The 24,937-nt window shown below is 74.3% G+C and carries 23 protein-coding genes; 12 read left to right on the forward strand and 11 right to left on the reverse strand.

Annotation, left to right across the window (positions count from 1 at the left end; genetic code table 11):
• Positions 1–33 precede the first annotated feature (33 nt).
• The 3 genes from OG871_RS08540 to OG871_RS08550 form a co-directional block, all read right to left on the reverse strand.
• Entirely contained in the window at positions 34–1,203 is a 1,170-nt protein-coding gene (locus OG871_RS08540; protein ID WP_371495586.1) for a glycosyltransferase family 4 protein, read from the reverse strand.
• Positions 1,196–2,029, reverse strand: a complete 834-nt coding sequence (locus OG871_RS08545) for a polysaccharide deacetylase family protein (RefSeq protein WP_371495588.1) — start codon at positions 2,027–2,029, stop codon at positions 1,196–1,198. Before OG871_RS08545 ends, OG871_RS08540 begins: the two co-directional genes overlap by 8 nt.
• 212 nt (positions 2,030–2,241) lie before the next feature.
• Positions 2,242–2,490: a hypothetical protein gene (locus tag OG871_RS08550; protein WP_371495589.1), complete on the reverse strand. Its 249-nt coding sequence runs from the start codon at positions 2,488–2,490 to the stop codon at positions 2,242–2,244.
• Positions 2,491–2,796: 306 nt separating this feature from the next.
• Between OG871_RS08550 and OG871_RS08555 the strand changes: the two genes are divergently transcribed.
• Entirely contained in the window at positions 2,797–3,777 is a 981-nt protein-coding gene (locus OG871_RS08555) for a polysaccharide deacetylase family protein (RefSeq protein WP_371495590.1), read from the forward strand.
• Positions 3,778–3,837: 60 nt separating this feature from the next.
• On the opposite strand, the gene OG871_RS08560 is transcribed toward OG871_RS08555, so the two are convergent.
• Positions 3,838–4,569: a tyrosine-protein phosphatase gene (locus OG871_RS08560; protein ID WP_371495592.1), complete on the reverse strand. Its 732-nt coding sequence runs from the start codon at positions 4,567–4,569 to the stop codon at positions 3,838–3,840.
• Between the two features lie 26 nt (positions 4,570–4,595).
• A complete protein-coding gene (locus OG871_RS08565) occupies positions 4,596–5,375 on the reverse strand; it encodes a glutamate racemase (protein ID WP_371495594.1) in 780 nt (259 codons plus the stop codon).
• A gap of 56 nt (positions 5,376–5,431) precedes the next feature.
• On the opposite strand from OG871_RS08565, the gene OG871_RS08570 reads away from it, so the two are divergent.
• Both OG871_RS08570 and OG871_RS08575 read left to right on the forward strand, forming a co-directional pair.
• Positions 5,432–6,601, forward strand: a complete 1,170-nt coding sequence (locus tag OG871_RS08570) for a glycosyltransferase (protein ID WP_371495596.1) — start codon at positions 5,432–5,434, stop codon at positions 6,599–6,601.
• A 54-nt stretch (positions 6,602–6,655) separates the two neighbouring features.
• Positions 6,656–7,396 (forward strand): cyclopropane-fatty-acyl-phospholipid synthase family protein, encoded by a 741-nt coding sequence (locus OG871_RS08575; protein WP_371495598.1) that lies wholly within the window; start codon positions 6,656–6,658, stop codon positions 7,394–7,396.
• A gap of 12 nt (positions 7,397–7,408) precedes the next feature.
• On the opposite strand, the gene OG871_RS08580 is transcribed toward OG871_RS08575, so the two are convergent.
• The 6 genes from OG871_RS08580 to OG871_RS08605 form a co-directional block, all read right to left on the reverse strand.
• The gene (locus OG871_RS08580) at positions 7,409–8,284 is read right to left on the reverse strand and encodes an alpha/beta fold hydrolase (RefSeq protein WP_371495599.1); all 876 of its coding nucleotides are present in this window, start codon (positions 8,282–8,284) and stop codon (positions 7,409–7,411) included.
• Between the two features lie 85 nt (positions 8,285–8,369).
• Positions 8,370–9,554 (reverse strand): glycosyltransferase family 4 protein, encoded by a 1,185-nt coding sequence (locus tag OG871_RS08585; RefSeq protein WP_371495601.1) that lies wholly within the window; start codon positions 9,552–9,554, stop codon positions 8,370–8,372.
• Between the two features lie 17 nt (positions 9,555–9,571).
• On the reverse strand, positions 9,572–10,765 hold the full coding sequence (locus OG871_RS08590) for an ABC transporter ATP-binding protein (protein ID WP_371495603.1): 1,194 nt from the start codon (positions 10,763–10,765) through the stop codon (positions 9,572–9,574).
• Positions 10,755–11,531 carry an ABC transporter permease gene (locus tag OG871_RS08595; protein WP_371495605.1) on the reverse strand — a complete coding sequence of 259 codons (777 nt, stop codon included), beginning with the start codon at positions 11,529–11,531 and terminating at the stop codon, positions 10,755–10,757. The genes OG871_RS08590 and OG871_RS08595 overlap by 11 nt, the downstream gene beginning before the upstream one ends.
• 249 nt (positions 11,532–11,780) lie before the next feature.
• Positions 11,781–12,428 (reverse strand): thiol:disulfide interchange protein DsbA/DsbL, encoded by a 648-nt coding sequence (locus OG871_RS08600; protein ID WP_371495607.1) that lies wholly within the window; start codon positions 12,426–12,428, stop codon positions 11,781–11,783.
• A 107-nt stretch (positions 12,429–12,535) separates the two neighbouring features.
• Positions 12,536–13,624, reverse strand: coding sequence for a glycosyltransferase (locus OG871_RS08605; protein ID WP_371495609.1), 1,089 nt, complete (start codon positions 13,622–13,624; stop codon positions 12,536–12,538).
• A 244-nt stretch (positions 13,625–13,868) separates the two neighbouring features.
• Between OG871_RS08605 and OG871_RS08610 the strand changes: the two genes are divergently transcribed.
• The 9 genes from OG871_RS08610 (at position 13,869) to OG871_RS08650 (ending at position 24,918) form a co-directional block, all read left to right on the forward strand.
• Positions 13,869–15,020 carry a glycosyltransferase family 4 protein gene (locus OG871_RS08610; RefSeq protein WP_371495611.1) on the forward strand — a complete coding sequence of 384 codons (1,152 nt, stop codon included), beginning with the start codon at positions 13,869–13,871 and terminating at the stop codon, positions 15,018–15,020.
• A gap of 492 nt (positions 15,021–15,512) precedes the next feature.
• Positions 15,513–17,267 carry an AAA family ATPase gene (locus OG871_RS08615; protein ID WP_371495613.1) on the forward strand — a complete coding sequence of 585 codons (1,755 nt, stop codon included), beginning with the start codon at positions 15,513–15,515 and terminating at the stop codon, positions 17,265–17,267.
• Entirely contained in the window at positions 17,264–18,367 is a 1,104-nt protein-coding gene (locus OG871_RS08620; RefSeq protein ID WP_371495615.1) for a glycosyltransferase, read from the forward strand. Before OG871_RS08615 ends, OG871_RS08620 begins: the two co-directional genes overlap by 4 nt.
• A gap of 34 nt (positions 18,368–18,401) precedes the next feature.
• A complete protein-coding gene (locus tag OG871_RS08625; protein WP_371495617.1) occupies positions 18,402–19,463 on the forward strand; it encodes a GNAT family N-acetyltransferase in 1,062 nt (353 codons plus the stop codon).
• Entirely contained in the window at positions 19,463–20,995 is a 1,533-nt protein-coding gene (locus OG871_RS08630) for a hypothetical protein (protein ID WP_371495619.1), read from the forward strand. The genes OG871_RS08625 and OG871_RS08630 overlap by 1 nt, the downstream gene beginning before the upstream one ends.
• Positions 20,992–22,191 (forward strand): DegT/DnrJ/EryC1/StrS family aminotransferase, encoded by a 1,200-nt coding sequence (locus tag OG871_RS08635; protein WP_371495621.1) that lies wholly within the window; start codon positions 20,992–20,994, stop codon positions 22,189–22,191. The genes OG871_RS08630 and OG871_RS08635 overlap by 4 nt, the downstream gene beginning before the upstream one ends.
• Positions 22,192–22,397: 206 nt before the next feature.
• A complete protein-coding gene (mscL, locus tag OG871_RS08640; RefSeq protein ID WP_371503246.1) occupies positions 22,398–22,850 on the forward strand; it encodes a large conductance mechanosensitive channel protein MscL in 453 nt (150 codons plus the stop codon).
• A 286-nt stretch (positions 22,851–23,136) separates the two neighbouring features.
• Positions 23,137–23,808, forward strand: coding sequence for a DUF6643 family protein (locus tag OG871_RS08645; RefSeq protein WP_371495623.1), 672 nt, complete (start codon positions 23,137–23,139; stop codon positions 23,806–23,808).
• 198 nt (positions 23,809–24,006) lie between these two features.
• Positions 24,007–24,918: an MOSC domain-containing protein gene (locus OG871_RS08650; RefSeq protein ID WP_371495625.1), complete on the forward strand. Its 912-nt coding sequence runs from the start codon at positions 24,007–24,009 to the stop codon at positions 24,916–24,918.
• Positions 24,919–24,937 lie beyond the last annotated feature (19 nt).

Below are 24,937 nucleotides of genomic sequence, written 5' to 3' on the forward strand. Positions count from 1 at the left end.
CCCCCAACGTTTGTGGTGCGACGGGTGTGCGGCTCAGCCGACCGACCAGGGCAGTCCGCGTGCTCTGGCCACGGCCGCGTAGGTCTCCAGGGAGACCCGGGCGACCGCCCGCTGGTCGAACTGGTCCAGGGCGCGGCGACGGGCCGCCTCGCCCAGCTGCTCGCGCAGGGTGGGCTCGGTGAGAAGCCGGCCCAGCGCTGTGGTGAGGGCCCCGGCGTCGCCGGGTGGTGCGAGCAGCAGGTGCTCGCCGTCGGTGCCGATCTCCCGGCACCCGCGGATGTCGCTGAGCACCATCGGCAGACCGCTGGCGGCGGCCTCCATGGCGGAGCGGGAGAACCCCTCCCGGTAGGAGGGGAGTACGAAGACGTCCAGGGCGGCGTAGAGCTCGGGCATGTCACTGCGGCTGCCCAGGAAGTCGATGCCGCTCTCGTCGCCGAGGGCGTCGGGCTTGTCCGGGTCCTCCGGGCCGATCCACACGAACCGGGCCTTGCCGGCCAGCGCGCGGGCGCTCTCGGCGTACTCGCGGATGCCCTTCTCGGCGACCCGGCGGCCGACGCCGCCGACCAGCAGCTCGCCGTCCTCGACGCCGAGTTCGGCGCGGATCCGGGCCCGGTCGGCGGGGTCGGCGGTGAACCGGGAGAGGTCGACGCCGTTGCCGACCACCCGGGAGCGCCGGCCGGGCACGGCCCGGGACAGGGTCGAGCGGTCCTCGCCGTTCTGGTACAGCTCGGCGTGCGAGAAGCGGGCCGCGAAGGCCTCCGCGCCGAGCACGAACGCCCGCTTGGCGAAGGGGTCGTGGGCCTGCGCCCAGAGGCCGTGGCAGGTGTTGACCACCACCGGCACCCGCGCCGCCCGGCCCAGCACCCGCCCGAGCACCCCGGTCTTGGGGTTGTGGGTGTGCAGCACGTCCGGCCGGATCCGGCGCAGTACCGCCAGCAGCTCCCGGCCGGCGGCCGCGTCAGCCTTCGGCTCCCAGGCCCGGGTGAGCGCGTGCAGTGGTTCGTGCCGGACGCCGATGGCCTCCAGCTGTGCCACGTACGGGCCGGGGGCGCTGATGCCGTAGGTCTCGAAGCCGGCCTCCAGGTCGACCTTGAGCTCGGTGGCCAGCAGCAGCTGGAGGCTCATGTCGACGGTGGTGAGGTGGGCGACCCGCAGGGGCCGGCCGCCGGGGCCGCGCAGGCGGGGGGCGGGGCTCTCAGGCACGGGCGCCCACCGCCTTCGCGGTGGCGACGATCCGGGCGTAGGCGCGCTCGGGGATCAGCCGGCCGTACAGCTTGGCGCGGAAGAAGTCGATCGGGTCCGTCCGGCGGACCGGGACCCGGCAGAACCGGGCCGGGTCGAAGCCCGGCAGGTTGCGGCCGACCTGCCCGGTGGCGGCCGTCCGGAACCGGGCCCGCAGGGCGGTCTCCATGTGCGGGACGGTGACACCCCAGGTGTAGGCGAAGTGCCGCGGCCGGGTGCCCAGGTGCTGCTCGACGTCGTCGTTGCAGGAGTCGAGCTCGGCGGTGGTGAGCAGCTCCGGACGGGCGTGGGTACGGGTGTGGTTGGCGACCGTGCACAGGCCCGAGTCGGTCATCTCCTTCAGCTGCTCCCAGCTGAGGCCGCGGCCGCTCTCGCCCTTCGCGGTGGAGCCCTCCCAGCGCATCTCGCCGCCGACCTGACCGCTGGTCAGGTAGACGGTGAAGGGCAGGGCCCGCTCCTTGAGCAGCGGCCAGGCGTTCTCGTACACGTCGGCGAAGCCGTCGTCGAAGGTGAGCACGGTGCCGGGGGTGCGGCGGCCGGCGTCGAGGCGGTCGGCGGCCTCGTCCAGGGAGATCACCCGGCCGGGCGGCAGCTCGGCGAGCAGGTCGACCTGGGCGGCGAAGTCCGTGGTGGCGACGTCGAGTTCGTCGCCGGTGCCACCGCCGATCCGGTGGTAGATGAGGACCGTGGCGCCCTCTCCGGGGACGCGGCCGGCGGCGCGGGCGAGCTGTTGCTTGACCTGCGCCCTGATGCCTGAGGCTGCCGCGGGCGCCGCGGTGGTGCTCATCGTTCCCCCCTCTGCGGCACCCTCCCCGGCGCCGGCAAGCGGACTCTCGCCCGGCCACAGCAGTCGCTGGAGCCGACGGGACCCACAGTAGGGGGAAATATGGGGCTGCTGCCCGGGAAATGTGAAAGAAGAGGGTAGGTAGGCCGAAAATCAGCCGGTCCGACCGGTCATGTCCAGATCTTGGACGTTTGCGACCACCCGAAGGCGAGCCCTCAGAGGGCGGCGCCGCGCCGCGGACGGAAGCGGGCGAGGGCCGCCCGGCCGAGCATCAGCAGGCCGGCCGCCAGGCAGCCCGCCACGGCCATCGCCCAGGCCGGCCCCTCGGTGTCGGGGACCACCACGGCCACCAGGATGCCGAACACGAGGCAGGCCGCGCCGGCCAGGACGAGCAGGACCTGGTGATGGCGGTGCTGGCGGTGCGCCCGGGGTGTGGCCGGCTGGTGACTTCGAGTGTCTGCCATACCTTCCACGGTAACCCGACCGGACTCCGGCGGCACAGCAGCCGGGTAGCGCCGGGTACGCCCCCGGCGCGCCCCCCGCAACGGTCGAGCGCGCCCCGCGAAAAGTCGCCGTCCGCCGTACAACCATCCTTGGGTGTCGGCGGTCTCCACTACATTGAGCGATCCAGGAGCCGTCCGTGGCATGGGTTGGGAGTCCCCGCCGCGGACCGGATCACCCGGGGGCGGAGCCGCCGTGCCCGGGGTCGGAGGCCGGGCTCCGCCTTCCGACGGTACCGCCACGCCGCACCGGCGACCGAGGGGGGAACCGTGCCGCACTCCGAGACCACGACCATCAGTACCCCAGCACCGCCCGCCGCTCCCGTCGCGCCGCCCGCGCCGGCCGACGCCCGGGGCAGCTGGCTCAGGTTCTCACCGGCCCAGCCGCTGTTCCGGGCCCGGGCCGCCCAGCGGCTGGCCGTGCTCGCGTACCACGGAGTGACCGACCCCCGGTCCTTCGGCGCCCAGCTGGACCGGCTGCGCCGGCTGGCCACCCCGGTCTCGCTGGCCGCCGTGGAGCAGGCCGTCGCCCAGGGCCGTCCGCTGCCGCCGCGCAGCGTTCTGATCACCTTCGACGACACCGACCGCACCGTCCTGACCCACGCCCTGCCGGCCCTGGCCGCCCGGCGGATCCCGGCCGCCGCCTTCGTGATCGCCGAGCTGATCGGCACCGACCAGCCGTTCTGGTGGCACGAGGCGGCCTTCCTCGCCCGGCACGGCGGCCGGGCCCGGCTGGTGCCCACCGGCCGGCCCGCCGAACTGCTGGCCCGGCTCAAGGCACTGCCCGATCCGGACCGCCGGCGCAGCCTGCACGAGCTGCGGGTCAGCGCCCACCGCCGCCCGCCGCGGCAGGAGCAGCTCTGCCCGGAGGACCTGCGGGCGCTGCGGGCCGGCGGCGTGGCGATCGGCAACCACACGTTGGGGCACCCTTCGCTGGGCCGCTGCGACGACGCCACCGTGCACTCCGAGATCGCCGGGGCGCACCTGGCGCTCGACAAGTGGCTCGGCGAGGCGCCGACGGCGTTCGCCTACCCCGACGGCGGGTACGACCCTCGGGCCGACGCGGCGCTGCGCCAGCTCGGCTACCGGCTCGGGTTCCTCTCGGACCACCGGCTCGGGCCGCGGCTGCCCGCGCACCCGCTGCGGATCAGCCGGCTGCAGGTCGACTCGACCACCAGCACCCGGCGGTTCGACACCATCCTGTCCGGGCTGGAGCCGGCCCTGCAGCGCTGGCGCGGCGCGGCGGTGTAACGGCGGCGGACGGGTGCCCGGGCGCGGTCGCGCCCGGGCACCCGTCCGCGGGGGCGTCGGTCAGCGCGCCAGCAGCCGGTCCCGCAGGGCTTCCACCACATCCGGTCCGATGTCCAGCCGGTCCGCGACGTAGCCCGCCGCCGAACCGTGGGCGGCGGCCAGGTCGGCGAGGAAGTAGCGCATGATCTCGGCGGGGGCGGTGCCGTAGCCCGGCCAGCCGAGTGTCCGGCCGGGGTTGCGGGCGTGCCAGTCGGCGACGAACCGGTCGGTGGCCATGGCCGTGAGGGCGAAGTCGGCGACGATCTGCTCCTCGTCCACCCCGAGCAGCGAGAGCACCAGCGCGGCGACGATGCCGGTGCGGTCCTTGCCCGCCGCGCAGTGGAAGACCAGCGGCGCGTCGGCCGCGGCGATGATCCGGACCACCTCGGCGAGCTCGGCCGTACCGTCCTCGGCCACCTCGCCGAACTTGTCGGCGAGGAAGCGGCCGGTCTCGATCTCCGGCCCGAGGGCGGCCTGGTCGTACGGGCGGTGCTCGATACTGAGGTTGTGGTAGACGAGGCCGGGGGCGTCCGGGACGCGGCCGGCCCGCTCGATCTCCCACGGGTAGCGCAGGTCGATCACCGTGCCCACACCCAGGGCCTCGAAGCGCTTGAGATCGTCCCCGGCGAGCTTGCCCAGGGAGTCGGAGCGGTACAGCAGCTGCCAACGGACGATGCCGCCGTCGGCCGTGCGGTAGCCGCCCAGGTCTCGGAAGTTGTGCAGGAGTTCGAATTCCAGGTGTCGTTCGGTCACGACCCGGATCCTAGGCTGACGCCCGTTCAGACGGAAGGGACGGGTGCCGCGAACAGCCGGCCCTCACGGTAGTGGGCGGCCGCCTCCGGGAGCGCCTCGGCGCGGCCGCTGCGCAGGACGGTCAGACCGCCACTGCCCTGGGCGGCCGCCCGGTCGCCGATCCGGCGCAGCGCCTGGGCGGCCACCGCGTCGGCGGACCCGTGGAAGGTGAGGCCCGCGGCGGCGGTGGGGGCGACGGCGGCGCGGATGACGTCCTCGACCAGCTCGTAGTGGGTGCAGCCGAGCACGATCGCGGCGGTGCCGTGCGGGGTGCGGGCGGCGGCGTCCTCGACGGCCGCGGCGATCGCGGTGTCGTCGCCGCGCTCGACCGCGTCGGCCAGCCCCGGGCAGGCCACCTCGGTGACCCGGGCGGCGCCCGCGAACTCGGCGATCAGGGCGCGCTGGTACGGGCTGCCGGTGGTGGCCGGGGTGGCCCAGATGGCGACCGGGGCGCCGGTCGCGGCGGCGGGCTTGATCGCGGGGACGGTGCCGATCACGGGCAGGCCGGGCTCCAGCTCGGCCCGCAGCCGCTCCAGTCCGTGCACGGAGGCGGTGTTGCACGCGACCACCAGGGCGTCCGGGCGGTGGGCGGCGGCGGCCCGGGCGCAGGCGAGCGCGTGCTCGGCGATGTCCGCCGGGGTGCGCGGGCCCCAGGGCATGCCGTCGGGGTCACTGGAGAGCACGAGGTCGGCGTCGGGGCGCAGTCGGCGCAGGGCCGCCGCGGCCGGGAGCAGTCCAAGTCCGGAGTCCACCAGTGCGATCTTCACAAGGCACGACTCTACTTGACCGGGCCCGGCGGCCCCGGGTGCGGGAGACTGCCGGAGTGACGGTGCTGCGATGGGTCCCGGTGGTGTCCCTGCTGGCCTGGGTCTGGCTGACCTGCTGCCACGGCCTGTTCTGGCGCACCGACCAACGGCTGCCCCGGCGCCGTCCGGCACGGCCGGCGCCGGACCGGCGGTGGCCCTCGGTGGCCGTGGTGGTGCCCGCCCGGGACGAGGCCGAGGTGCTGCCGGTCAGCCTGCCGAGCGTGCTGGCCCAGCGGTACCCGGGCGAGGTCCGGGTGATCCTGGTCGACGACCACAGCTCGGACGGCACCGGCGCGCTGGCCCGCGGGCTGGGAGCGGCCGGCGGTCTGCCGCTCACCGTCACCACCCCTCCCCCGCTGCCGGACGGCTGGACGGGCAAGCTGTGGGCGCTGCGGCACGGCGTACGGCTGGCCGGCCCGGTGGAGTACCTGCTGCTCACCGACGCCGACATCGCGCACGGGCCCGGATCGCTGGCGGCGCTGGTCGAGGCGGCCGAGCAGGAGGGCCTCGACCTGGTCTCGCAGATGGCCCGGCTGCGGGTGGCCACCGGCTGGGAGCGGCTGATCGTGCCGGCCTTCGTCTACTTCTTCGCCCAGCTGTACCCGTTCCGGTGGAGCAACCGGCCGGGTTCCCGGACGGCGGCCGCGGCGGGCGGCTGCTCGCTGGTCCGCCGCGAGGCGCTGGAGCGGGCCGGCGGGGTGTCGGCGATCCGCGGCGCGGTGATCGACGACGTCTCGCTGGCCCGGGCGGTGAAGCGGGCCGGCGGCCGGATCTGGCTGGGGCTGGCGGACCGGGTGGACAGCGTCCGCCCGTACCCGCGGCTGGGGCAGCTGTGGCGGATGGTGTCGCGCAGCGCGTACGCGCAGCTGCGGCACTCGCCGGCGCTGCTGCTCGGCACCGTGCTCGGGCTGGCGCTGGTCTACCTGGTGCCGCCGGTGGCGACCGCGGCCGGGCTGCTCGGCGGACGGCCCGCGGTGGCGGCCGCGGGCGCGGCGGCCTGGGCCCTGATGGCGGGGACGTTCGCCCCGATGCTGCGCTACTACCGGCTGCCGGTGGCGGGCGCGGTGCTGCTGCCGTTCACCGCGCTGCTGTACCTGCTGATGACGGTGGACTCGGCGGTGCAGCACTGGCGCGGACGGGGCGCGGCCTGGAAGGGCCGGACCTACTCCCGGCCCCAGGAGAGCTGATCGGACGGGCGGAAATACCGCGCGGACCGGCGGCGCAGCCGCCATCATGGCCCGATGGAACGTCATCTGATCTCGCGTATCGCCCACCGCCACCACCCCATCGCCGCACCACTCTTCGACGAGTCCGTCGAACGACTGCTGACCCGGGCGCTGCCCGAACGGGCCGAACACCTGCTGGATCTCGGCTGCGGGGAGGGCGCCTGGCTGCTGCGCGCGCTCGCCACCCGGCCGTCCCTGCGGGCCGTCGGGGTGGACCTCGACACCGAGGGCCTGGCCAAGGCCCGGGAGGGCGCCGAGCGGCTGGGCCTGACCCGGCAGATCGGCCTGCACCACCAGGACGCGCGGGAGTTCGAGGCGAAGGAGCCGTTCGACGCGGTGTTCTGCATCGGCTCCACGCATGCCTTCGGCGGGCTGGAGCAGACCCTGGCCGCCATCCGTCCGCTGCTCGCCCCGGGCGGGGTGGCGGTGGTCGGCGAGGGCTACTGGCAGCGTGAGCCGGACCCGCGCTCGCTGGAGATCTTCGGCGACGGCTTCGCGGACCTGAGCGGCACCGTGGCCCGGGTGACGGCCGACGGCTGGACCCCGGTGTACGGACATGCCAGCAGCGAAGCGGAGTTGGACGACTACGAGTTCGCCTGGACCGGCTCGCTCACCGAATGGGCCCTGGACCACCCCGAGGATCCGGACAGCGCCGACGCACTCCAGGTGGCCGCCGAGCACCGGGACGAGTGGCTCGGCGGCTACCGGGGTGTGTTCGGCTTCGTCACGCTGGTGCTGCGCCGATCGGCACCGTGACGCCGGCGACGGCTACTTCTGGGTGCGGCCGAGGAAGTCCGCGATGAGCGGGGCGATCTCCGGAAGCCGCTCCTCCAGCGCGAAGTGGCCGGTGTCGAACAGGTGCAGCTCGGCGCCGGGCACATCGCGCAGGTAGGCGCGGGCGCCGGGCTCGGGGAAGAAGGCGTCGTTGCGGCCCCAGACGATCAGGGTGGGCGGCTGCTCGGCCCGCAGCCAGGCCTGCCACTCGGGGTAGCGGGCGAGGTTGGAGTGGTAGTCCAGGGCCAGCTCGACCTGGATCTCCTTGCGGCCCGGGAGATCCAGGAAGTGCTGGTCCATGGTCCAGCCGTCGGGGGCGACGGCGGTCGGGTCGGCGGCGCCGCCCTCGTACTGGCCGCGGGTCACCTCGGCGGTGAGGATCGAGCGGACGGCCTGGTCGGCGCCCTCGACGCCGGGGCGGTTGGCGATCATCCCCCGGGCCAGGTCGGAGAGGCCCTCCAGGTAGGCGTTGCCGTTCTGGACCACCAGGCCGGTGATCCACTCGGGGTGCCGGGTGGCCAGCCGGAAGCCGACCGGGGCGCCGAAGTCGAAGACGTACATCGCGAACCGGTCCAGGCCCAGTGCCAGGCAGAAGCCCTCCAGGACGTCCGCGAGGGTGTCGAAGCGGTAGTCGAACTCCGCGGGGGACGGGCTCTCGCTGTGCCCGAAGCCCGGGTAGTCCGGGGCGACCAGGTGGAAGCGGCCGCCGAGGGCGTCGATCAGCCGGGTGAACTGGTGCGAGCCGGACGGGAATCCGTGCAGCAGCAGGAGGGTCGGGGCGTCGGCCGGGCCGGCCTCCCGGTAGAACACCCGTCGACCGGACACCTCGACCGTGCGGTGGTGGATCCGTGGAACCGTCGGAACTGACATCGTCTCTCCCCGTTGATCAATCATGGACAGCAGTGCGCCGGGCCGCGGTGGGGTCCCCCACCGCGGCCCGGCGTGAGCCGCCGCGTCAGCGCCCGAACAGGCGCAGCGCCGTCGGCTTGGTGAACTCGTAGCGGGCCATCTGCTCCAGGTCCCGCCACCAGCGGGACCGGCCCGAGGGGCTGGCGACGACCTCCTGGTAGAGCTGCTCGAAGGCGGTGGTCACGCTCTCCAGCGAGAACCGGCCGACCACCCAGTCGCGTCCCCAGTCGCCCAGTCGGGCCCGGCGGCCGGGGTCGTCCAGCAGCTGCTGGATCTGCCCGGCCAGGGCCTTGGGCGAGCGGGAGCCGTCGCCGAAGCCGTACATGCAGCGCGACGCGTGCGGCTCGACCAGCGGGCCCGGCTCGTGGACGGCGGTGTAGCCGGCCGCGCCATGCACGATGACCGGCTTGGCGAAGGCCAGGCCGCGCAGCGCCGAGCCGCCCATGCCGAGTACCAGGTCGGCCGCCTGGTAGGCCGGGCGCGGGTCGGCCAGCTGACCGGGGACGAGGACGGCCGGGCGGCCGAGCTCCCGGTTGACCTCGGCCGCCCGGGCGCGCAGCTTGTCCAGGCTGGGACCGGTGCCGACGACGGCGAGCCTGATCCGCGGGTCGTCCAGCAGCCGGACCGCCTCGACGGTCAGTTCGGCACCGGCGTCCTTCTCCAGGTCTGGCACCAGCCGGGTGACGATGCAGAGCAGCAACTCGTCGTCGGAGATGCCGTGTTCGCGGCGGAAGGCGGTGCCGTCCACCACCGACGGCGCGTCGGTGCCGGTGTTGACCGGCGGCTCGATCAGCCGGACGTCGCGGTGCCCGAAGGCCCGGCCGTCGCCCATCAGCGCGCCGAGACCGAGTACCAGCGGCTGGTGCCGGGGCAGGCCGCGCAGCATCCGGATGCCGTAGAAGGTGGTGACCACCGGGAGCCGACCGAGCCGGCCGGGGCCGAAGAAGGCGTTCCGGGCGGCCCGGACCTCCCAGGCATGCAGCAGTTCGCTGCCGTGCTCGGCGGCGAGTCTGCCGAGCCGGCGGCGCACCTCGCGGTGCGGGGTGTCCGGGCCGCCGGCCACCACGACTTCCAACCCGTGCCCGGCGGCCACCTCGACCAGTGGTGCGGGCCCGGCCACGCCCTGGGCGAAGAGCACCGGGTCGTGGCCGCGTCCGCGCAGGGTCCGGGCGATGTCCACCGCGTTGAGCTGGGCACCGCCCAGCGCCAGGTTGTTCAGGTGTACCAACACCCGGAGCGGTCTCACCCTCATTCCTCCCACTGGTGCGGGACGAACACCGGCGCGGCCAGCACCACGGCGCGCGGCGGGGTGTCGAGCATCGGGCCGAACACGTCGAACTGGCCCACGGAGTGCCAGCTCATCAGGGTGCCGCCGTCGGTCTTGCCGATGCTGTAGACGCCGGCCCACAGGGTGTACCGGCCGCGCGGCACCGGCAGCCGCGGTATCACGCAGGCGATCCGGCGGTCGTCGCCGGTCAGCCGGACCTCGTGGCTGATCTGGAAGATCGGGCTGGAGGTGCCCTCGCTGACGCCCAGGTGCAGGGTCGCGTCGCCGCGGTAGTCGCCGGCGAGGGTGAGCTCGACCGTCATCGGCTCGTCGGTGGTGAGGTTCTCCCGGCCGTCACCGCGGATCTCGTGCTTGAGCAGCTGGATCGGCTCGTCGGTGCGGGTGGTGGCCTCGGACTGGGCCTCGATCGAGTCCCGGTACCCGGCCAGCGCGTCCTTGATCCCGGCGTCGACCCGGACGGTGCCCTGCTCCAGCCAGATGCCGCGGCGGCAGATCGACTGGACGGCCGGAAGGTCGTGCGAGACGAACACGATGGTGGTGCCCTGCTCGGCGACCTCCCGCATGCGGTCCAGACAGCGCTGCTGGAACACCGCGTCGCCGACCGCGAGCACCTCGTCGACCAGGAGCACGTGCGGCTCCAGGTAGGCGGCGACCGCGAAGCCGAGCCGCATCTGCATGCCGGAGGAGTAGAACTTCACCTGCCGGTCGATGGCACCGCCGAGCCGGGCGAACTCCACGATGTCGTCGAACCGGCCCGCCACCTCACGGCGCTTGAGGCCGAGCAGCGCGCCGAACAGGTAGATGTTCTCCCGGCCGGTGAGGTCCGGGTGGATGCCGGCCCGGATCTCGATCAGCGCGCCGATCCGGCCGCGGACGTCGATCACGCCGGCGTACGGGTACATCACCCTGGTCAGCATCTTCAGCAGGGTCGACTTGCCCGAGCCGTTGGACCCGATCAGGCCGACCGACTCGCCCGGCTCGATGTGCAGGTTGATGTCCCGCAGCGCCCAGCGCCACTCCTCGCCGCGGCCGCCGCGCAGCTTGCGGGCCATCTGCTCCACCCGGTCGCGCAGCAGCATCCGTTGCTGGTCGGCCTTGAAGCGCTTCCACACCTGCTCGGTGCGGATGGTGCCCAGCTCCCACTCACGCGACATCGGCGATCCCCGTCTCCAGCTTCTTGAACACCAGGTAGCCGCCGACCAGGTAGACCGCGGCGCTCGCGGCGGCGATCAGCGTCAGCCGCAGGTCCGGGGCCTGGCCGTAGAGCAGGGCCCGGCGGTAGCCCTCGATCACCGCGCCGAGCGGGTTGATGCCGCAGTAGATCTCCTGCAGCTTCAGCGGGATGCGGCTCAGCGGGTAGGCGACCGGCGTCGCGAAGACCCCCATCTGGGTGATGATCGGCAGCAGGTGCCGGACGTCCCGCAGGTAGACCACGGCGACCGAGAGCACCAGCGCCACACCGTAGGTGAAGGCGAGTTGGACCACCACCAGCGGCAGCACCCACAGGAAGGTGGCGGCCGGCGCCGTCCAGGTCGCCAGGAAGAGGATGCCCAGCACGCCGATGCCGATCAGCATGTCGACGCTCGCCACCAGCATGGTCGCCAGCGGGAAGACCTCGCGCGGGCAGTACACCTTGTTGAGCAGGCTGAGGTTGTTGGCCAGGCTGACGGCGCCCTGGTTCATCGTGTTGCTGAAGAACTGCCAGACGATCAGGCCGACATAGGCGAACAGCGGATACGAGACGTCACCGGTCTCGATCTTCACCGCCTGGTGGAAGACCAGCGTGAAGATCGCACACAGCGCCAGCGGGGTGAGCACCGCCCAGGCGAATCCGAGGACCGCCTGCTTGTACCGGGCGCGGAGGTCGCGCTCCGCGAGGGCGCGCACCAACTCCCTTGCGCCCCACAGCTCCTGAGCCACCTGAAGGGGCCTGAGCCGTCGTTTGAACACCAGATCCGCAGGCGGACCGGCCGCAAGACCCGCTCTCGCCTCGGTTCGGCTGTCGCGCTCGTCTGTGACCTGCGCGCTTTGTCCCCCCACGGACTCCCGCCCTCTCCGGTGCCGATGTGAACGGGCCGCGCAAAACGGACGGCGCGGCCCCGATGTCCACAATGGCACAGAGTGTGCACGGCGGTGGCTGGTTCGGTGAAGATGATCCTGGTCAGGCGGTCACGGCTGTTGGATCAGTCGGTCCAGCTCGGCGGGCATCGCGTCCACCCCGCCGGCCGTGCTCGGCGCCGTCCGGTACCGGCCGTCCACGATCACCGTGGGTAGTTCGTTCACCTCGTAGCGGGCGAACAGCGCCGGTGCGGCGGCGACCTCCCGGTCCACCTCGGACGAACGGTAGGCGCGCCGGAAGGCGGCGGTGTCCAGACCCTGCCGGGCGGCCCACGCGGTGGCCAGGTCCTCGGTGGTCAGATCCGCGTCCTCGGAGTGCACCGCCCGGAACGCCCGCTCCTGCAGCCGGTCCACCGCGTCGAGGCGCTCCAGCGTGTAGTACAGCCTGGCGTGCGCCGTCTGCACCCGTTCCTGCGGGCTGCCGACCCAGATCGCCGGGACCCGGCGCAGCGTCACCTCGCCCTGGTGCCGGGCCGCCCAGCGGGAGAGCGGTGCCTCCAGCTTCACCGAGTGCGAGCAGTCGTACCAGAAGAACTCCACCGCCTCCCGGGTCGCCGAGGCCCGCAGCGGCTGCGGCAGCCCGGGCCGGGTGGTGTGCGGCCCCTCGTGCGGGGCGTCGGGCAGCGCGGCGGCCGAGGGTGCTCCCAACAGGCCGGCGGTCACGGTCAGCAGAACGGCGGAGCGCAGCAGCGAGTTCACGTCCGGCAGCCTGCCAGGTCGGCGGCGGCCGGATCGAGCCGGACGCGGCGGGTTCGCCCGATCGGCCCAGCACCCGGCCGGCGGCGGCCCGGTGCGCGCCGGGCCGGTCAGCGGCGGCGGGCCACCCGGTCGAGCAGGTCCTGCCAGGAGTCGGCGACCGCGGCCAGGTCGAAGTGGTCCAGCGCGTGCCGGCGGGCGGCGGCGGCGAGGCCGGCGCGGTCACCGGCCAGGACCTTGCCGAGGGCCTCGGCGAGCGCCCCGGGGTCACCGGGCGGGACGAGGGCGCCGGTGACGCCGTCCCGCACCACGTCCCGGACCCAGCCGACGTCGGTGGCGACGGCCGGCAGCCCGGCCAGCGCGGCCTCGATCAGGACACCGGGCACCCCCTCGCTGTCGCTGCTCAGGACGAGTGCGTCGGCGGCGCGGTAGAGCGGCGCGGGGTCGTCGAGGTGGCCGAGGAAGTGGACGCGGCCGGTGGTGTCGGCGGCCTCGGCGGCGGCCCGCAGCGGGCCCTCGCCGGCCACCGCGAGGTGCACGTCGGGCAGCAGGGCGAGCGCGTCCAGGGCGACGTCCGGACGCTTCTCCGGCGAGAGTGCGCCGATCCAGGCCACCAGCAGGCCGTGGGCGGGCAGGCCCAGTCCGGCCCTGGCGCGGCGGCGCCCGGCGTCGTCCGCGGCGGGCGTGAAGCGGTCGGCGGGGCGGCCGTTGGGGATGGTGCGGACCTTGGCCGCGGGCAGCCGGAAGCGCTCCAGCAGGACGTCGCGGGCGCCGTCGGAGATGGCCGAGACGGCGCCGGCCCGGTGCAGGAAGAGGCCGACCCGCAGCCGCCGGGACAGGCTCGCCGTCCAGTGCCGGGGGTCGCCGATGTTGACGTAGACGAACGGGGTGCGGGTGCCGAGCAGGCCGACCGCGCAGGCCTGCAGGGTGCTGGAGCCGTGCGCGACCACCACGTCGGCCCGGGCCGCGGCCGCACGCAGGGCGCGCAGGGTGGCGGGGTGGTGCCGGGACGGACCGAGGACCGGGGTGTCGGAGTCGGCGGGGGCGTCCGGGTGCGGCTGGAGGGCGCACAGGGCGGACGGGCGGCCGCGCCGGAGCAGTTCGGCGTGCAGGTCGCGGGCGAGGTTCTGGGCCCCTCGCCGCCTCGGGTCGGTGATCAGGTGGAGGACACGTGGCGGCGCTGACACGGCGGCTGACATGGGGTCGACCCTGGCACAGCGCCGTGTCGGCGCGCAGCCCGTTTCGCCGAAGCGGGCGGCGGCGCCGGCCCCCGCACGAGGGGCGCGCGCCGGTGCCCGGCGGCCCTGCCGCGGCCCGGCCGGATCGCGACCTCGGCGAATCCCTGGCGGACACCCCTTCCGGCCTGGAATGCTGAGCCGCAGTCAGGGCGCGGTCGGCAGGGAGGTCGGCAGTGCCCAGGGGTTCCCCCGGGGGGTTGCGGCTGTGCATGTGCTCTATGTGATCGACAGCGTCAGCCGGGTCGGTGGTGCCGAGCAGGGGCTGGTGGCGATGGCGCCACAGCTGGTCCGCGCCGGTGTCCGGCTCGACGTCGCGTATCTGAAGGAGTCCCCGGGCGGTTTCCAGCCGGAGCTGACCGCCGCCGGGGCCACCGTGTTCGGCGTGCACCGGCCGAGCCGGGCCGGGCGGATGGCCGGGCTGCGCGCCCTGGTCCGCGAACGCCGTCCCGAGCTGGTCCACACCACGCTCTACGAGTCGGACGTGCTGGGCCGGGCGGCCGCGCTGTCGGCCGGCACCCCGGTGGTGTCCAGCCTGGTGAACTCGTCGTACGGGCCGGAGCACCTGCACGCCCGTGGGCTGAACCCGTGGAAGGTGCGGGCCGCACAGGCGGTGGACGCGGTGACCGCCCAGGGCACCCGGCGCTTCCACGCCCTGACCGAGCACGTGGCCGAGGCGATGGCCGGCCGGCTCCGGGTCTCCCGGGACCGGATCGACGTGGTCCCGCGCGGGCGGGACCCGGAGCTGCTGGGCTCGGTGACGGCGGAGCGGCGGGCCGCCGTCCGGGCGGCGCTGGAGCTGCCGGACGACGTGCCGGTGGTACTGGCGGCGGCCCGCCAGCAGTACCAGAAGGGCCTGGACGTCCTGCTGGAGGCGTGGCCCGCGGTGCGCCGGCACACGCCGGAGGCGGTGCTGCTGCTGGCCGGCAGCGAGGGGTCCGAGACCCCGCGGCTGAGACGGCTCGCGGAGGCCGCGGGCGCGGGGCAGGTGCGCTTCCTCGGTGCGCGCGGGGACGTCTTCGACCTGATGGCCGCCGCCGACGCGTTCGCCGTGCCGTCCCGCTGGGAGGGGCTGGGCAGCGCGGCGATGGAGGCGATGGGGGTCGGTGTGCCGCTGGTCTGCTCGGACGTGGCGGCGCTGCGCGAGACGGTCGGCTCGGAGGACTACGCCGCGCTGGTGCCTCCGGAGCGTCCGGGGGCGCTGGCGGCGGCGCTGATCGACACCCTCGACGACGCGGCCTCGGCGGCGGTGCGGGTGAAGGCGGCCCGGGCCCGCTTCCTGACCTGCTTCACCCTGCACCACGTGTCCGGCCGGATGGTCGAGTTCTACGAGCGGTCGCTGCACCGGCGTACGCTCTGATGCGCCGTCAATGACGGACAAATCAGCCGTAACCACCAGCCCCGGGCCAAGCGCGACGTAACGGCCTGCGCGAGATTGGTGAAAGCGCTTGCGCCGCAGGTCCGGGACGGCAAGCATCGACACTCGGGGGCCTGTGGATCGTCGGGGGGACGATGCCGGGCACGCTCCGGGCCGACCACGCCCGGAAGTGCGATGCCGTCAGGGGGGCTGATGACACCACAGCCGATTCCGGAACACCTGCCGCGGGATCCGTCACCGGACGGATCCTCGCGGCCGACGCCGTTCCCGGGAGGGCCGGGCCGCGAGCAGCGGGGCCGGCCGGTGTCACGAACCATCCACAGCGCCTTGGCGTTAGGCCCCACGGGCTGATCCGTCCCAACCGCGCCCGGCCCGCCGGGCAGGCCCGCACCAGTGCGCGCCGCCGATGCCTGGCGGGTGCGGGCCGACCGCCACGCCAGGCGCCTGCACCACGAACGCGAGGGGATCCGACCGGTGGAACCGGCTAACCACTTCACCGTCCTGCGACGCTACTGGCGGCTGCTGGCCGGCTGCACCGCGGCCGCCCTGCTGGTGGGCTTCCTGCTCACCCCGGCGAGCGATGCGGTGGACACCGCCAAATGGCAGTGCAAGGCGGCCATAACGCCGGTCGCCGGGGCCGGCGACGTGGTCAAGGCCGACCAGGTGCTGTCCTACGCCCAGGGCTCGGACGTCGCCAACGCCGCCGCCAAGAAGCTCAACATCCCGGCGGCCTCGGTGACCAGCCGCCGGACGGTCACCGCGGCCAGCGCCCAGATGCTCACCTTCACCACCACCGGCCCGACCCAGCAGTCCTGCATGGACCTCGCCGGCGCGCTGGCCGAGGCCACCATCAACGGGTACGCGTCCGAGACCCTCAAGAGCGCCGACGAGCAGATCAAGCGGGCCCAGGACCAGCTCAAGGAGCAGCAGGCCCAGGTCGACGAGCTCAACCGGGCCTTCCCGAAGGCGAACAGCGCCGACCAGGCCCGGCTCAAGGTGCAGATCGACTCCGCCAACAGCCAGATCGCCAAGACCCTCGACCGGATCGCCACCCTGCGCTCCACCTCGCAGACCGACGCCATCCAGCAGTGGGGCTCGATCGACGCCAAGGAGTCCGGCGGCAGCCTGCTCAGCTCCCCCAGCCGGGGTCTGCGGCTCACCCTGGCCGTGGTGCTCGGTCTGGCGCTCGGCGTCGTGGCCGCGCTGATGCTGAGCCGGATGGACACCCGGCTGCGCGGCCGCAACAGCACCGAGGAGGCGTTCAACCTCCCGGTGATAGGCGAGGTCCCGCTGCTGTCGCGCCGGCTGCGCCGCACCCGCGAGCCGCTGGTGGTGGCCCGGCCGTCCGACCCGGGCGCCGAGGCCTACCGCTCGTTGCGCTCCACCCTGCTGCTGACCGGCCCGGCCTCGTTGTCGGCGCAGTTCGGCGAGGGCGGTATCTCGCAGGCCGAGCGGGTGTCGCGCCGGCTGGCGGACCCGTCCCCGGTGATCCTGGTGATGTCCGGGCGCAGCGGCGACGGCCGCACCACCACGGTGGCCAACCTGGCCGCCGCCCTGGCCGAGACCGGCCGCGAGGTGCTGGTGCTGGACTGCGACTTCCGCAGCCCGCAGGCACACGTGCACTTCGGGATCAGTGACGGTCCGGGCATGGCCGAACTGCTCAGCGGCGAGCAGCTGCCGAAGCTGGACGACCTGATCCGCCGCACCAACGTGGAGGGCGTGCGGCTGATCACCGGCGGCAACACCAACGCGTACCCGGCGGCGCTGGTGCTGCGCGCGGGCGAGGTGCTGCGCCGGGCCCGGCGGCACGCCGACGTGGTGCTGATCGACAGCTCCCCGCTGCTGCACGCCAACGACGCCTACGACCTGGTGCAGCACGCCGACGCGGTGCTGGTCACCGTGATGGCCGGCAATGTGAAGCCCGAACAGGCCGACCGGGTCAGCGAACTGCTCTCCCGCACCGGCGTGCCGGTGGCCGGGGTGGCGCTGCTGGGCACCGACGGCCCGTCCGGCCGCCGGGCCCGGGAGGCGGTGCGCGCGGTCGCCGCGCCGACCGCCCGCCCGGCCGCACCGGCCGCACCGGCCGCGGGCGCGGGCGCGCAGCCGGCCCCCGCACCGAGAGCCGCCGAGGACCCGGACCCGCCGACCGGGCCGAGCTGGGCCCGGCGCCGGGCGTCCGAGGCCCCGGTCGAGACCACCATGCAGCTGCGCCTCAACGAGGACCTGTGAGCACGCCGCCGGGCCGGACCCGGGTGCTCTGGCTGGCCAAGGGCCTGGGCCGGGGCGGCGCGGAGCAGCTGCTGGTGAACTGCGCGCGGCACGCGGACACCTCCCGGTACGAGATCGAGGTCGCCTACGTGCTGCCCTGGAAGGACGCGCTGGTCCCGGCGCTGGAGCAGGCCGGGGTGCGCACCCACTGCCTGGGCGGTTCCCCCGGCGCGCTCTGGCCGCTCCGGCTGCGGCGGCTGCTGGCCGAGCGCCGGTACGGGCTGGTGCACTCGCACATGCCGATCCCGGCGGTGGCGGCCCGGCTGCTCTCGTCCGGCCGCCGGGGGCCCCGGCTGGTGCACACCGAGCACAACGTCTGGGAGCGGTACCGGACGTCCACCCGCTGGGCCAACGCCCTGACGTACCGGCGCAACGACGCGGTGATCGCGGTCTCGCACGCGGTCGGCTCGACCATCGGCCGGCGCCGGCCGCAGCCGGACTGGGTGACGGTGGTGCACCACGGCCCGGACCTCGCGGGGGCGCCCACCGGCCCGGCCGCCCGGGCCGCGGCCCGGGCCGAACTCGGCCTGCCGGCCGAGGCGGTGGTGATCGGCACGGTGGGCAACCTGACCCCGAAGAAGGACCAGGCCACCCTGCTGGCCGCCTTCGCCCGGCTGCGGGCCGAGCGGCCCGAGGCGGCCCTGGTGCTGATCGGCGCCGGGCCGCTGGAGGCCCAGCTGAAGGCACAGGCGGGCGAGGGCGTGGTGTTCGCCGGCTCCCGGGCCGATGTACCCGCACTGCTGACCGGCCTGGACGTGTTCACCCTGAGCTCCCGTCAGGAGGGCCTGCCGGTCGCCCTGATGGAGGCGATGACCAGCGGGCTGCCGTCGGTGGTCACCCGGGTGGGCGGGATGCCTGAGGTGCTGGACGACGGCGAGCAGGGCTTCCTGGTGCCGCCGGGCGATCCGGCCGCGCTGGCCGGCGCCCTGGGCCGGCTGGTGGCGGACGAGGGGCTGCGCCGCCGGCTCGGCGCGGCCGCCCGGGACCGCTCGAAGTCCTTCGACGTGGCCGGGGCCCAGCAGGCCATCGAGCAGGTGTACGCGCAGGTGCTGGAGCGCTGAGCGCCCGGCCCACCGGAAGGGATCGACCACCCCCGTGACCACCCCGTCCGACGAGCCGTCAGCCGCTGCCGGGCTGACCGTCCGTCCGCTCACCGAGGCCGACACCCCGGCCGTGCTGGACCTGCTGACGGCCTCCCTGGCCGGCGGCCCGACCGGCACCCGCAGCGCCGGCTTCTTCGACTGGAAGCACCGGCGCAACCCGTTCGGCGCCAGCCCCGGGCTGCTCGCCGAGACCCCGGACGGCCGCCTGGCCGGCGTCCGGCTGTTCCTGCGCTGGGAGTGGCAGGCCGGCGGCCGGGTCGTCCGCGCGGTCCGCCCGGTCGACACCGCCACCCACCCCGACTTCCAGGGCCGGGGAATCTTCCGCCGGCTCACCACGGGCCTGTTGGAGGAGGTGGCCGAGGACACCGAGCTGGTCTTCAACACACCGAACGGCAACAGCCTGCCCGGCTACCTCAGGATGGGCTGGCAGGTGGTCGGCCGGGTGCCGATCGCCCTGCGGATCGCCCGTCCGGCCGCGTTCGCGCTGGGCGCCCGGGCCGCGCTCGGCCGCCGGACGACGGCGGTACAGCGGCCGATCCGCTGTCAGCTGCCGACCGCCGCCGACTGGTTCGGCAAGCCGCCCGCCGGCCTGCCGGAGCTGCTCGCCGAACGCGCCCAGGCGGACTCCGCCGACCCGCGGCAGGCCGTCCTGCGCACCGAGCGCTTCCTGCGCTGGCGCTACGGCGACGCCCCGGGGCTGGACTACCGGGTGCTGACCTGCGAGCGCGGCGGCGAGCTGGCCGGGATCGCGTTCGGCCGGCCCCGCCGCCGCGGCCCGCTGACCGAGTTCACCCTCGCCGACGTGATCGTCCGCCCGGGCGACCGGGGTACCGCGGCCCGGCTGCTGCGGGCCGCCGCCGCGGCCGGCTGCGACCACGCCGCGACCCACCTCGCCTCCGGCACCGAGGCCGCCGCCGCGGCGCTGCGCGGCGGCTACCTGACCGCGCCCCGGACGGGCATGACGCTCGCGGCCCGCGGCCCGCGCGGCCCGCTGCCGGCCGGCCGCGCGCTGGCCGACTGGCGGTTCAGCCTGGGCGACCTGGAGGTCTTCTGATGGACCGTCCGGGAGCCGCCGAAGGGCGGCCGGACCTGCGCGCCCTGGCCAGGGAGGTGCACTGGCCCACCGTGGTGGCCGTGACCCTGGTGATCGGGTACGTCACGCTGTTCGTGGTGGCGATGGTGCACACCAGCTACGACACCTGGGGCGCACTGCTGGTGGCCCCCGCGCTGATGGCGATCGGCACCCCGATCCTGGCCCGGGTGGCCGCCGCCAACCCGGAGCGCGGCATCTTCAAGCTGCTGATGCTGGCGATGGGCGCGAAGCTGTTCTGCGCCTTCCCGCGCTACCTGATGGCGTTCGTGCTCTACGGCGGCGCGGCCGACGCGAAGATGTACCACCAGAAGGGCAGCGCGCTCGCGCTCTACCTGGACAACACCGATCTGCTGAGCCAGGGCGTCCACTACGACCTGGGCATGAAGGTGGCCGGCACCGGCTTCGTCATCATCGTCACGGGAGTGGTCTACGCGATCACCGGCCCGACCCTGATCGGCGGCTTCCTGGTGTTCTCCTGGATGGGGTTCTGGGGCCTGCTGCTGTTCTGGCGGGCGGTGCAGATCGCCTTCCCGGAGGCGGACTCCCGGCGCTACGCCAAGCTGGTCTTCTTCCTGCCCTCGCTGCTGTTCTGGCCGTCCAGTATCGGCAAGGACGCCTGGATGATGCTCTGTCTGGGCCTGACCACCTACGGCGTGGCCCGGCTGCTGGAGCGCCGCTTCGGCGCCTTCGTCTGCATCGCGGTCGGCTCGCTGGGCACCGCGATGGTCCGCCCGCACGTGACCGTGCTGGCCGGCGCGGGGCTGTCGGTGGCGTACGTGCTGCGCAAGCGGCCGCAGCAGGTCAGCGCGCTCGGGCCGCTGCGCACCGTCCTGTCGGTGGTGGTGATGGGGGCCGGCGTGATGCTGATGCTGCAACAGGTCTCCACGTTCTTCGGCACCGAGGGCGCCAACGGTGACAGCCTCAACCACGTGCTGTCGGAGACCTCGCGGCGGACCTCGCAGGGCTCGTCCATGATCAATTCGGCCCCGCCCGAGGACGCCGCGCCCCAGTTCAGCCTCAATCCGGCCGGGCTGCCGATGGCGGTGATCAGCGTGCTGTTCCGGCCGTTCCCGTTCGAGGCCTCCAACATCCAGAACCTGATCCAGTCGATCGAGTGCTTCGCCCTGCTGATCATGTTCATCCGCAGCTGGCCGCATCTGCGCCAGCTGCCCCGACTGTTCCTGCAACGCTCCTACATCGCCTACTCGGTGGTCTACACGCTGCTGTTCTGCTGGGCCTTCTCGACCATCAACAACATGGGCATCCTGTCGCGCGAACGCGTCCAGGTCCTGCCACTGTTCCTGGTGCTGCTGGCCGTGCCCAGACCGGAGAGCTCGCGCTCCGCCACCGTCCGACGTTCCCGGCCGCCGCTGTGGCGGGTGCAGCCCGGGCAGTGGGGCGAACGGGCGGCCAGGTCCGTCCCGCACGAACATCCGGCTCGCGTCGGCGGCCCGGACTCACCACCTCGACCCAGGGGGGATCGAACCGAATGACCACCACCGACCTCGCACTGCCCGCCGCCCTCGGCGGCACCCCGGCCTTCCCGGACGGACTGCCGCTGACCCGCGTGCAGGTACCGGACCGCGAGGCCCTGCTGAGCCGCCTGGGGACCGTCCTGGACAGCGGCCAGCTCACCAACGGCCCCACCGTGCGCGAACTGGAGCAGCGGGCGGCCGAACTGCTCGACGTACCGCACGTGGTGGCCGTCTCCAACTGCACCGCCGGTCTGATGCTCGTGCTGCAGGCGGCCGGCGTCGGCGGTGGCCGACCGGTGGTGATGCCCGGGTTCACCTTCTCGGCCACCGCGCACGCCGCGCACTGGGCGGGCGGCACCCCGGTGTTCGCCGAGGCCCGCGAGCAGGACATCACCCTGGACGTGGCCGACGCCGAGGCCCGCCTGAAGGCCGCCGACCGGCCGGCCGCGCTGATGGCCACCCACGTGTACGGCACCCCCTGCCAGGTCGAGGCGCTGCAGGAGGTCGCGGACGCGGCACGGGTCCCGCTGGTGTACGACTCGGCGCACGGTTTCGGCAGCCGCCGCCGGGGGGTGCCGGTCGGCAACTTCGGCCTGGCCGAGGTCTTCTCGATGAGTCCGACCAAGGTGGCCGTCGCCGGTGAGGGCGGCCTGGTCGCCACCCACGACGCCGCGCTCGCGCAGACCCTGCGCAACGGCCGGGACTACGGCAACCCCGGTGACTACAACACGCTCTTCCCCGGCCTGAACGCCCGGATGAGCGAGCTGCACGCCGCCGTCGGCCTGACCTGGCTGGCCGGGCTGCCCGAGCGGGTCGCCCACCGCGGCGCGCTGGTGGCGGAGTTCGCGGCCGCCACCGCCGGGCTGCCGGGACTGCGGCTCGCCCTGCCGGAGGAGGGCGACGTGTCGACGTTCAAGGACCTCACGCTGATCCTGGACGCCGAGGCCTTCGGACTGAGCTCGACCGAGCTGGCCGCGGCGCTGAAGGCCGAGGGCATCGACACCCGGCGCTACTTCCACCCGCCGGTGCAGCGCCAGCAGTCCTACGCCCACCTGGGCCAGGCCGAGTCCCTGCCGGTGACCGACCGGCTGGCCGACTCGGTGCTCACCGTGCCGCTGTGGACCCAGATGGACGCGGTGACCGTCCGCCGGGTCGCCGAGGCCGTGGTGCGGGTCCAGCCGTACGGGGAGCGCCTGCGCGCGGCCGCGAGCTGAGCCGCGGGGCTGTGCCGCCCTGCGCCCCCGGCCCGCGGCGGCACAGCGGTTCGAACCGGGAACACCGGCCCGAGGCTTAGCCGATTCAGGTGAAGTCGGTTGGACCGCAAGCCGGTTGGCCCGGGAGGATGTCGCGCCGGGCCGGTCGGCCCGGTCCCTCGACGGGCCCGACCGAGGCCTGCCGCCGTACGGATATGGAGCACTCGGTGTTCAAGGGCTTCCGCAGCTTCCTGCTGCGTGGAAACGTCGTCGACCTCGCGGTCGGCATCGTCATCGGCGCGGCCTTCACCGCCGTCGTCACCGGGTTCGTGACCGCCTTCCTCACCCCGCTGATCGGGGTCGCCACCGGCGCGGTCGGCGACTACTCCAAGCAGGCCTTCGAGATCGGCGGCACCACCTTCCCGTACGGCGCGTTCCTGAACGCCCTGATCAGCTTCGTGCTGGTCAGCGCGGTGATCTACTTCGCCGTGGTGGTCCCGGTCGGGCGGCTGCAGAGCCGCTTCGAGCCGGTCAAGCCCGCTCCGGTCGCCAAGACGGACTGTCCCGAGTGCCTGAGCCGCATTCCGGCCGCCGCCCACCGCTGCTCGTTCTGCACCAGCGAGCTCGGCGACCGGACCGGGCTGCCCGCCCAGCCCACCAAGCCCGCACAGAGCCGCTGACCAGGCGCCATTCCCGTTCGGCCGCCGGCCCTGGCCGGCGGCCGCGGGGTGCGCGGGCCCGCTCCGCACCCTCCGACGGCGGGGTCCGGCGGACGGCCGGGCGCCATGACCGGTTCGATTCGCGTTCGACTACTCGTCAGGAACCTCGGATGGCTGGAATCGGTCGGCAAGATGTCGGATCCGCCCAGATTTGACCCTTTTAAGCGAGCGAAGACTGTGTAAACAGTTGAACTCCCCTGCCTCCCGCTCTCCTCAGCAGGCACATTGTGGGCTTACGGTATGCCCCATGACCTCGCCCCGCTCCTACGACGGAGTCGGCTACCCCTCTCCGTCCTTCGGCTCCGGCACGCCCATCTACGACAGCCTTGTCGCGGAACGCGGTGTCCCGCAGATCGCGCCCATCAACGTGCCGGCGGCGCTGCCCCCGGCCACCGGCGGCTACGGCTCCTCCTACCAGAGCAGCTACGCGCCCTCCTTCGACAGCCCGGTCAGCAATCTGCCCGCGCTGCCCCCGGCCCGGCTCGCTCTGGGCCCCGGCCCGAGCAGCGCCCCGATGACCGGCCACATCCCGGCCCAGCCCGGCCCGGCGATGTACCCGGCGCCGCAGGCCCCGATGACCGGCTACGCCTCGGCGCCCAGCTTCCAGCAGGCGCCGCCGACCTACCAGAGCCAGGGCGGCCAGCCGGCCGGCGGCTTCGGCGGGCAGAGCTTCGGCGGCCAGAACAGCTTCGCCCAGGCCCCACAGGGCTTCGGCGGGCATGGCTTCAACGGCCAGAGCTTCGGCGGGCAGAGCTTCGGCGGCCAGAACACCTTCGCCCAGGCCCCGCAGCAGCAGAGCTTCGGCGACCAGAGCTTCGGCGGCAACCAGTTGCGGCCCGCCGCGCCGGTCGCCCCGGTGCGCCCGGTGCCGCAGCAGTACGGCCAGCCGCAGTACCCGCAGTACCCCCAGGCCGGCTGAGCCCGGCCCCCGACTTCGGCGAACGAGGGGCGCCGGAGCAGGGAGCAGGGCGAAGGGTCGACCTCCGGGGCCGCCCGCACACCGCACGAGAGAGCGGAGCGCGGGCGGCCCTTGCACACCCGCCGCGGGTCCCCCGCGGGTCTGACGGATCAGCGACCACCCGCGCCGCACCCGCGCACCGCCTGGCAGGATGGCCCCATGCCGCAGCTGACCGGTCTCCATCTGTACCCCGTCAAGTCCACCTACCGGCTGAGCCCGCAGAGTGCCCGGGTCCAACCGTGGGGGCTGGCCGACGACCGGCGCTGGATGCTCGTGGACGAGCGCGGCCGGGCGGTCACCCAGCGCGACCTGCCCGAACTGGCCCGCTACCGGGCCGTCCCGACAGCCGACGGCGGCCTGCTGGTGACCGCCCCCGACGGTGCCCGGACGGAGATCGCCGCGCCTTGCGTCGAACGCGGTGACCCGCACGCCGAGGTGGAGATCTTCGGGACCGTCTTCGACGCCGCCGAGGCGGCCAAGGAGGCCCGGCTCTGGTTCGCCGAACGGCTCGGCGACGTCCGCCTGGTGCACCTCGACCGCCCGGACCGCAGCCGCCCGGTCAAGGCCGAGTACGGCCGGCCCGGCGAGACCGTGAGCATGGCCGACGGCTTCCCGTTCCTGCTCACCACCACCGGCTCGCTGACCGAGCTGAACCGCCGGATCGCGGCGGACCACCCGGACGACCCGGTCAAGGGCGCGGCGCTGCCGATGGAGCGCTTCCGCCCCAACCTGGTGGTCGACGGCACCGAGGCCTGGGCCGAGGAGGAGTGGCAGCGGATCCGGATCGGCGAACTCACCTTCCGGGTCGCCAAGCTCTGCGCCCGCTGCGTGGTCACCACCACCGACCAGGAGAGCGGTGTCCGACGCGGCCCCGAGCCGCTGCGGGCGCTCGGCCGGCACCACCGGATCGGCCAGAAGCTGATCTTCGGGATCAACCTGGTCCCGGAGCGCCCCGAGGGCGTCGGCGGCGACCTGCTCGGCACCGTCCGGCTCGGCGACGAGGTCACCGTACTGGCCCGGGGGCCGCTCCTCGCCCCGGACCCGGAGCCCGCCGCGGCCGGCCAGGGCTAGAGCGTTCCGGAACCGCTCA

Origin of the sequence: Kitasatospora sp. NBC_00374 (genome assembly GCF_041434935.1) — a bacterium.
Classification (GTDB): domain Bacteria; phylum Actinomycetota; class Actinomycetes; order Streptomycetales; family Streptomycetaceae; genus Kitasatospora.

Coding starts and splice junctions, on each gene's coding strand:
- OG871_RS08605 (WP_371495609.1), bottom strand. CDS start 13,624: ATGTCAGCCGCCGTGTCAGCGCCGCCACGTGTCCTCCACCTGATCACC.
- OG871_RS08630 (WP_371495619.1), top strand. CDS start 19,463: ATGGACCGTCCGGGAGCCGCCGAAGGGCGGCCGGACCTGCGCGCCCTG.
- OG871_RS08575 (WP_371495598.1), top strand. CDS start 6,656: ATGGAACGTCATCTGATCTCGCGTATCGCCCACCGCCACCACCCCATC.
- OG871_RS08650 (WP_371495625.1), top strand. CDS start 24,007: ATGCCGCAGCTGACCGGTCTCCATCTGTACCCCGTCAAGTCCACCTAC.
- OG871_RS08580 (WP_371495599.1), bottom strand. CDS start 8,284: ATGTCAGTTCCGACGGTTCCACGGATCCACCACCGCACGGTCGAGGTG.
- OG871_RS08645 (WP_371495623.1), top strand. CDS start 23,137: ATGACCTCGCCCCGCTCCTACGACGGAGTCGGCTACCCCTCTCCGTCC.
- OG871_RS08550 (WP_371495589.1), bottom strand. CDS start 2,490: ATGGCAGACACTCGAAGTCACCAGCCGGCCACACCCCGGGCGCACCGC.
- OG871_RS08590 (WP_371495603.1), bottom strand. CDS start 10,765: ATGTCGCGTGAGTGGGAGCTGGGCACCATCCGCACCGAGCAGGTGTGG.
- OG871_RS08545 (WP_371495588.1), bottom strand. CDS start 2,029: ATGAGCACCACCGCGGCGCCCGCGGCAGCCTCAGGCATCAGGGCGCAG.
- OG871_RS08635 (WP_371495621.1), top strand. CDS start 20,992: ATGACCACCACCGACCTCGCACTGCCCGCCGCCCTCGGCGGCACCCCG.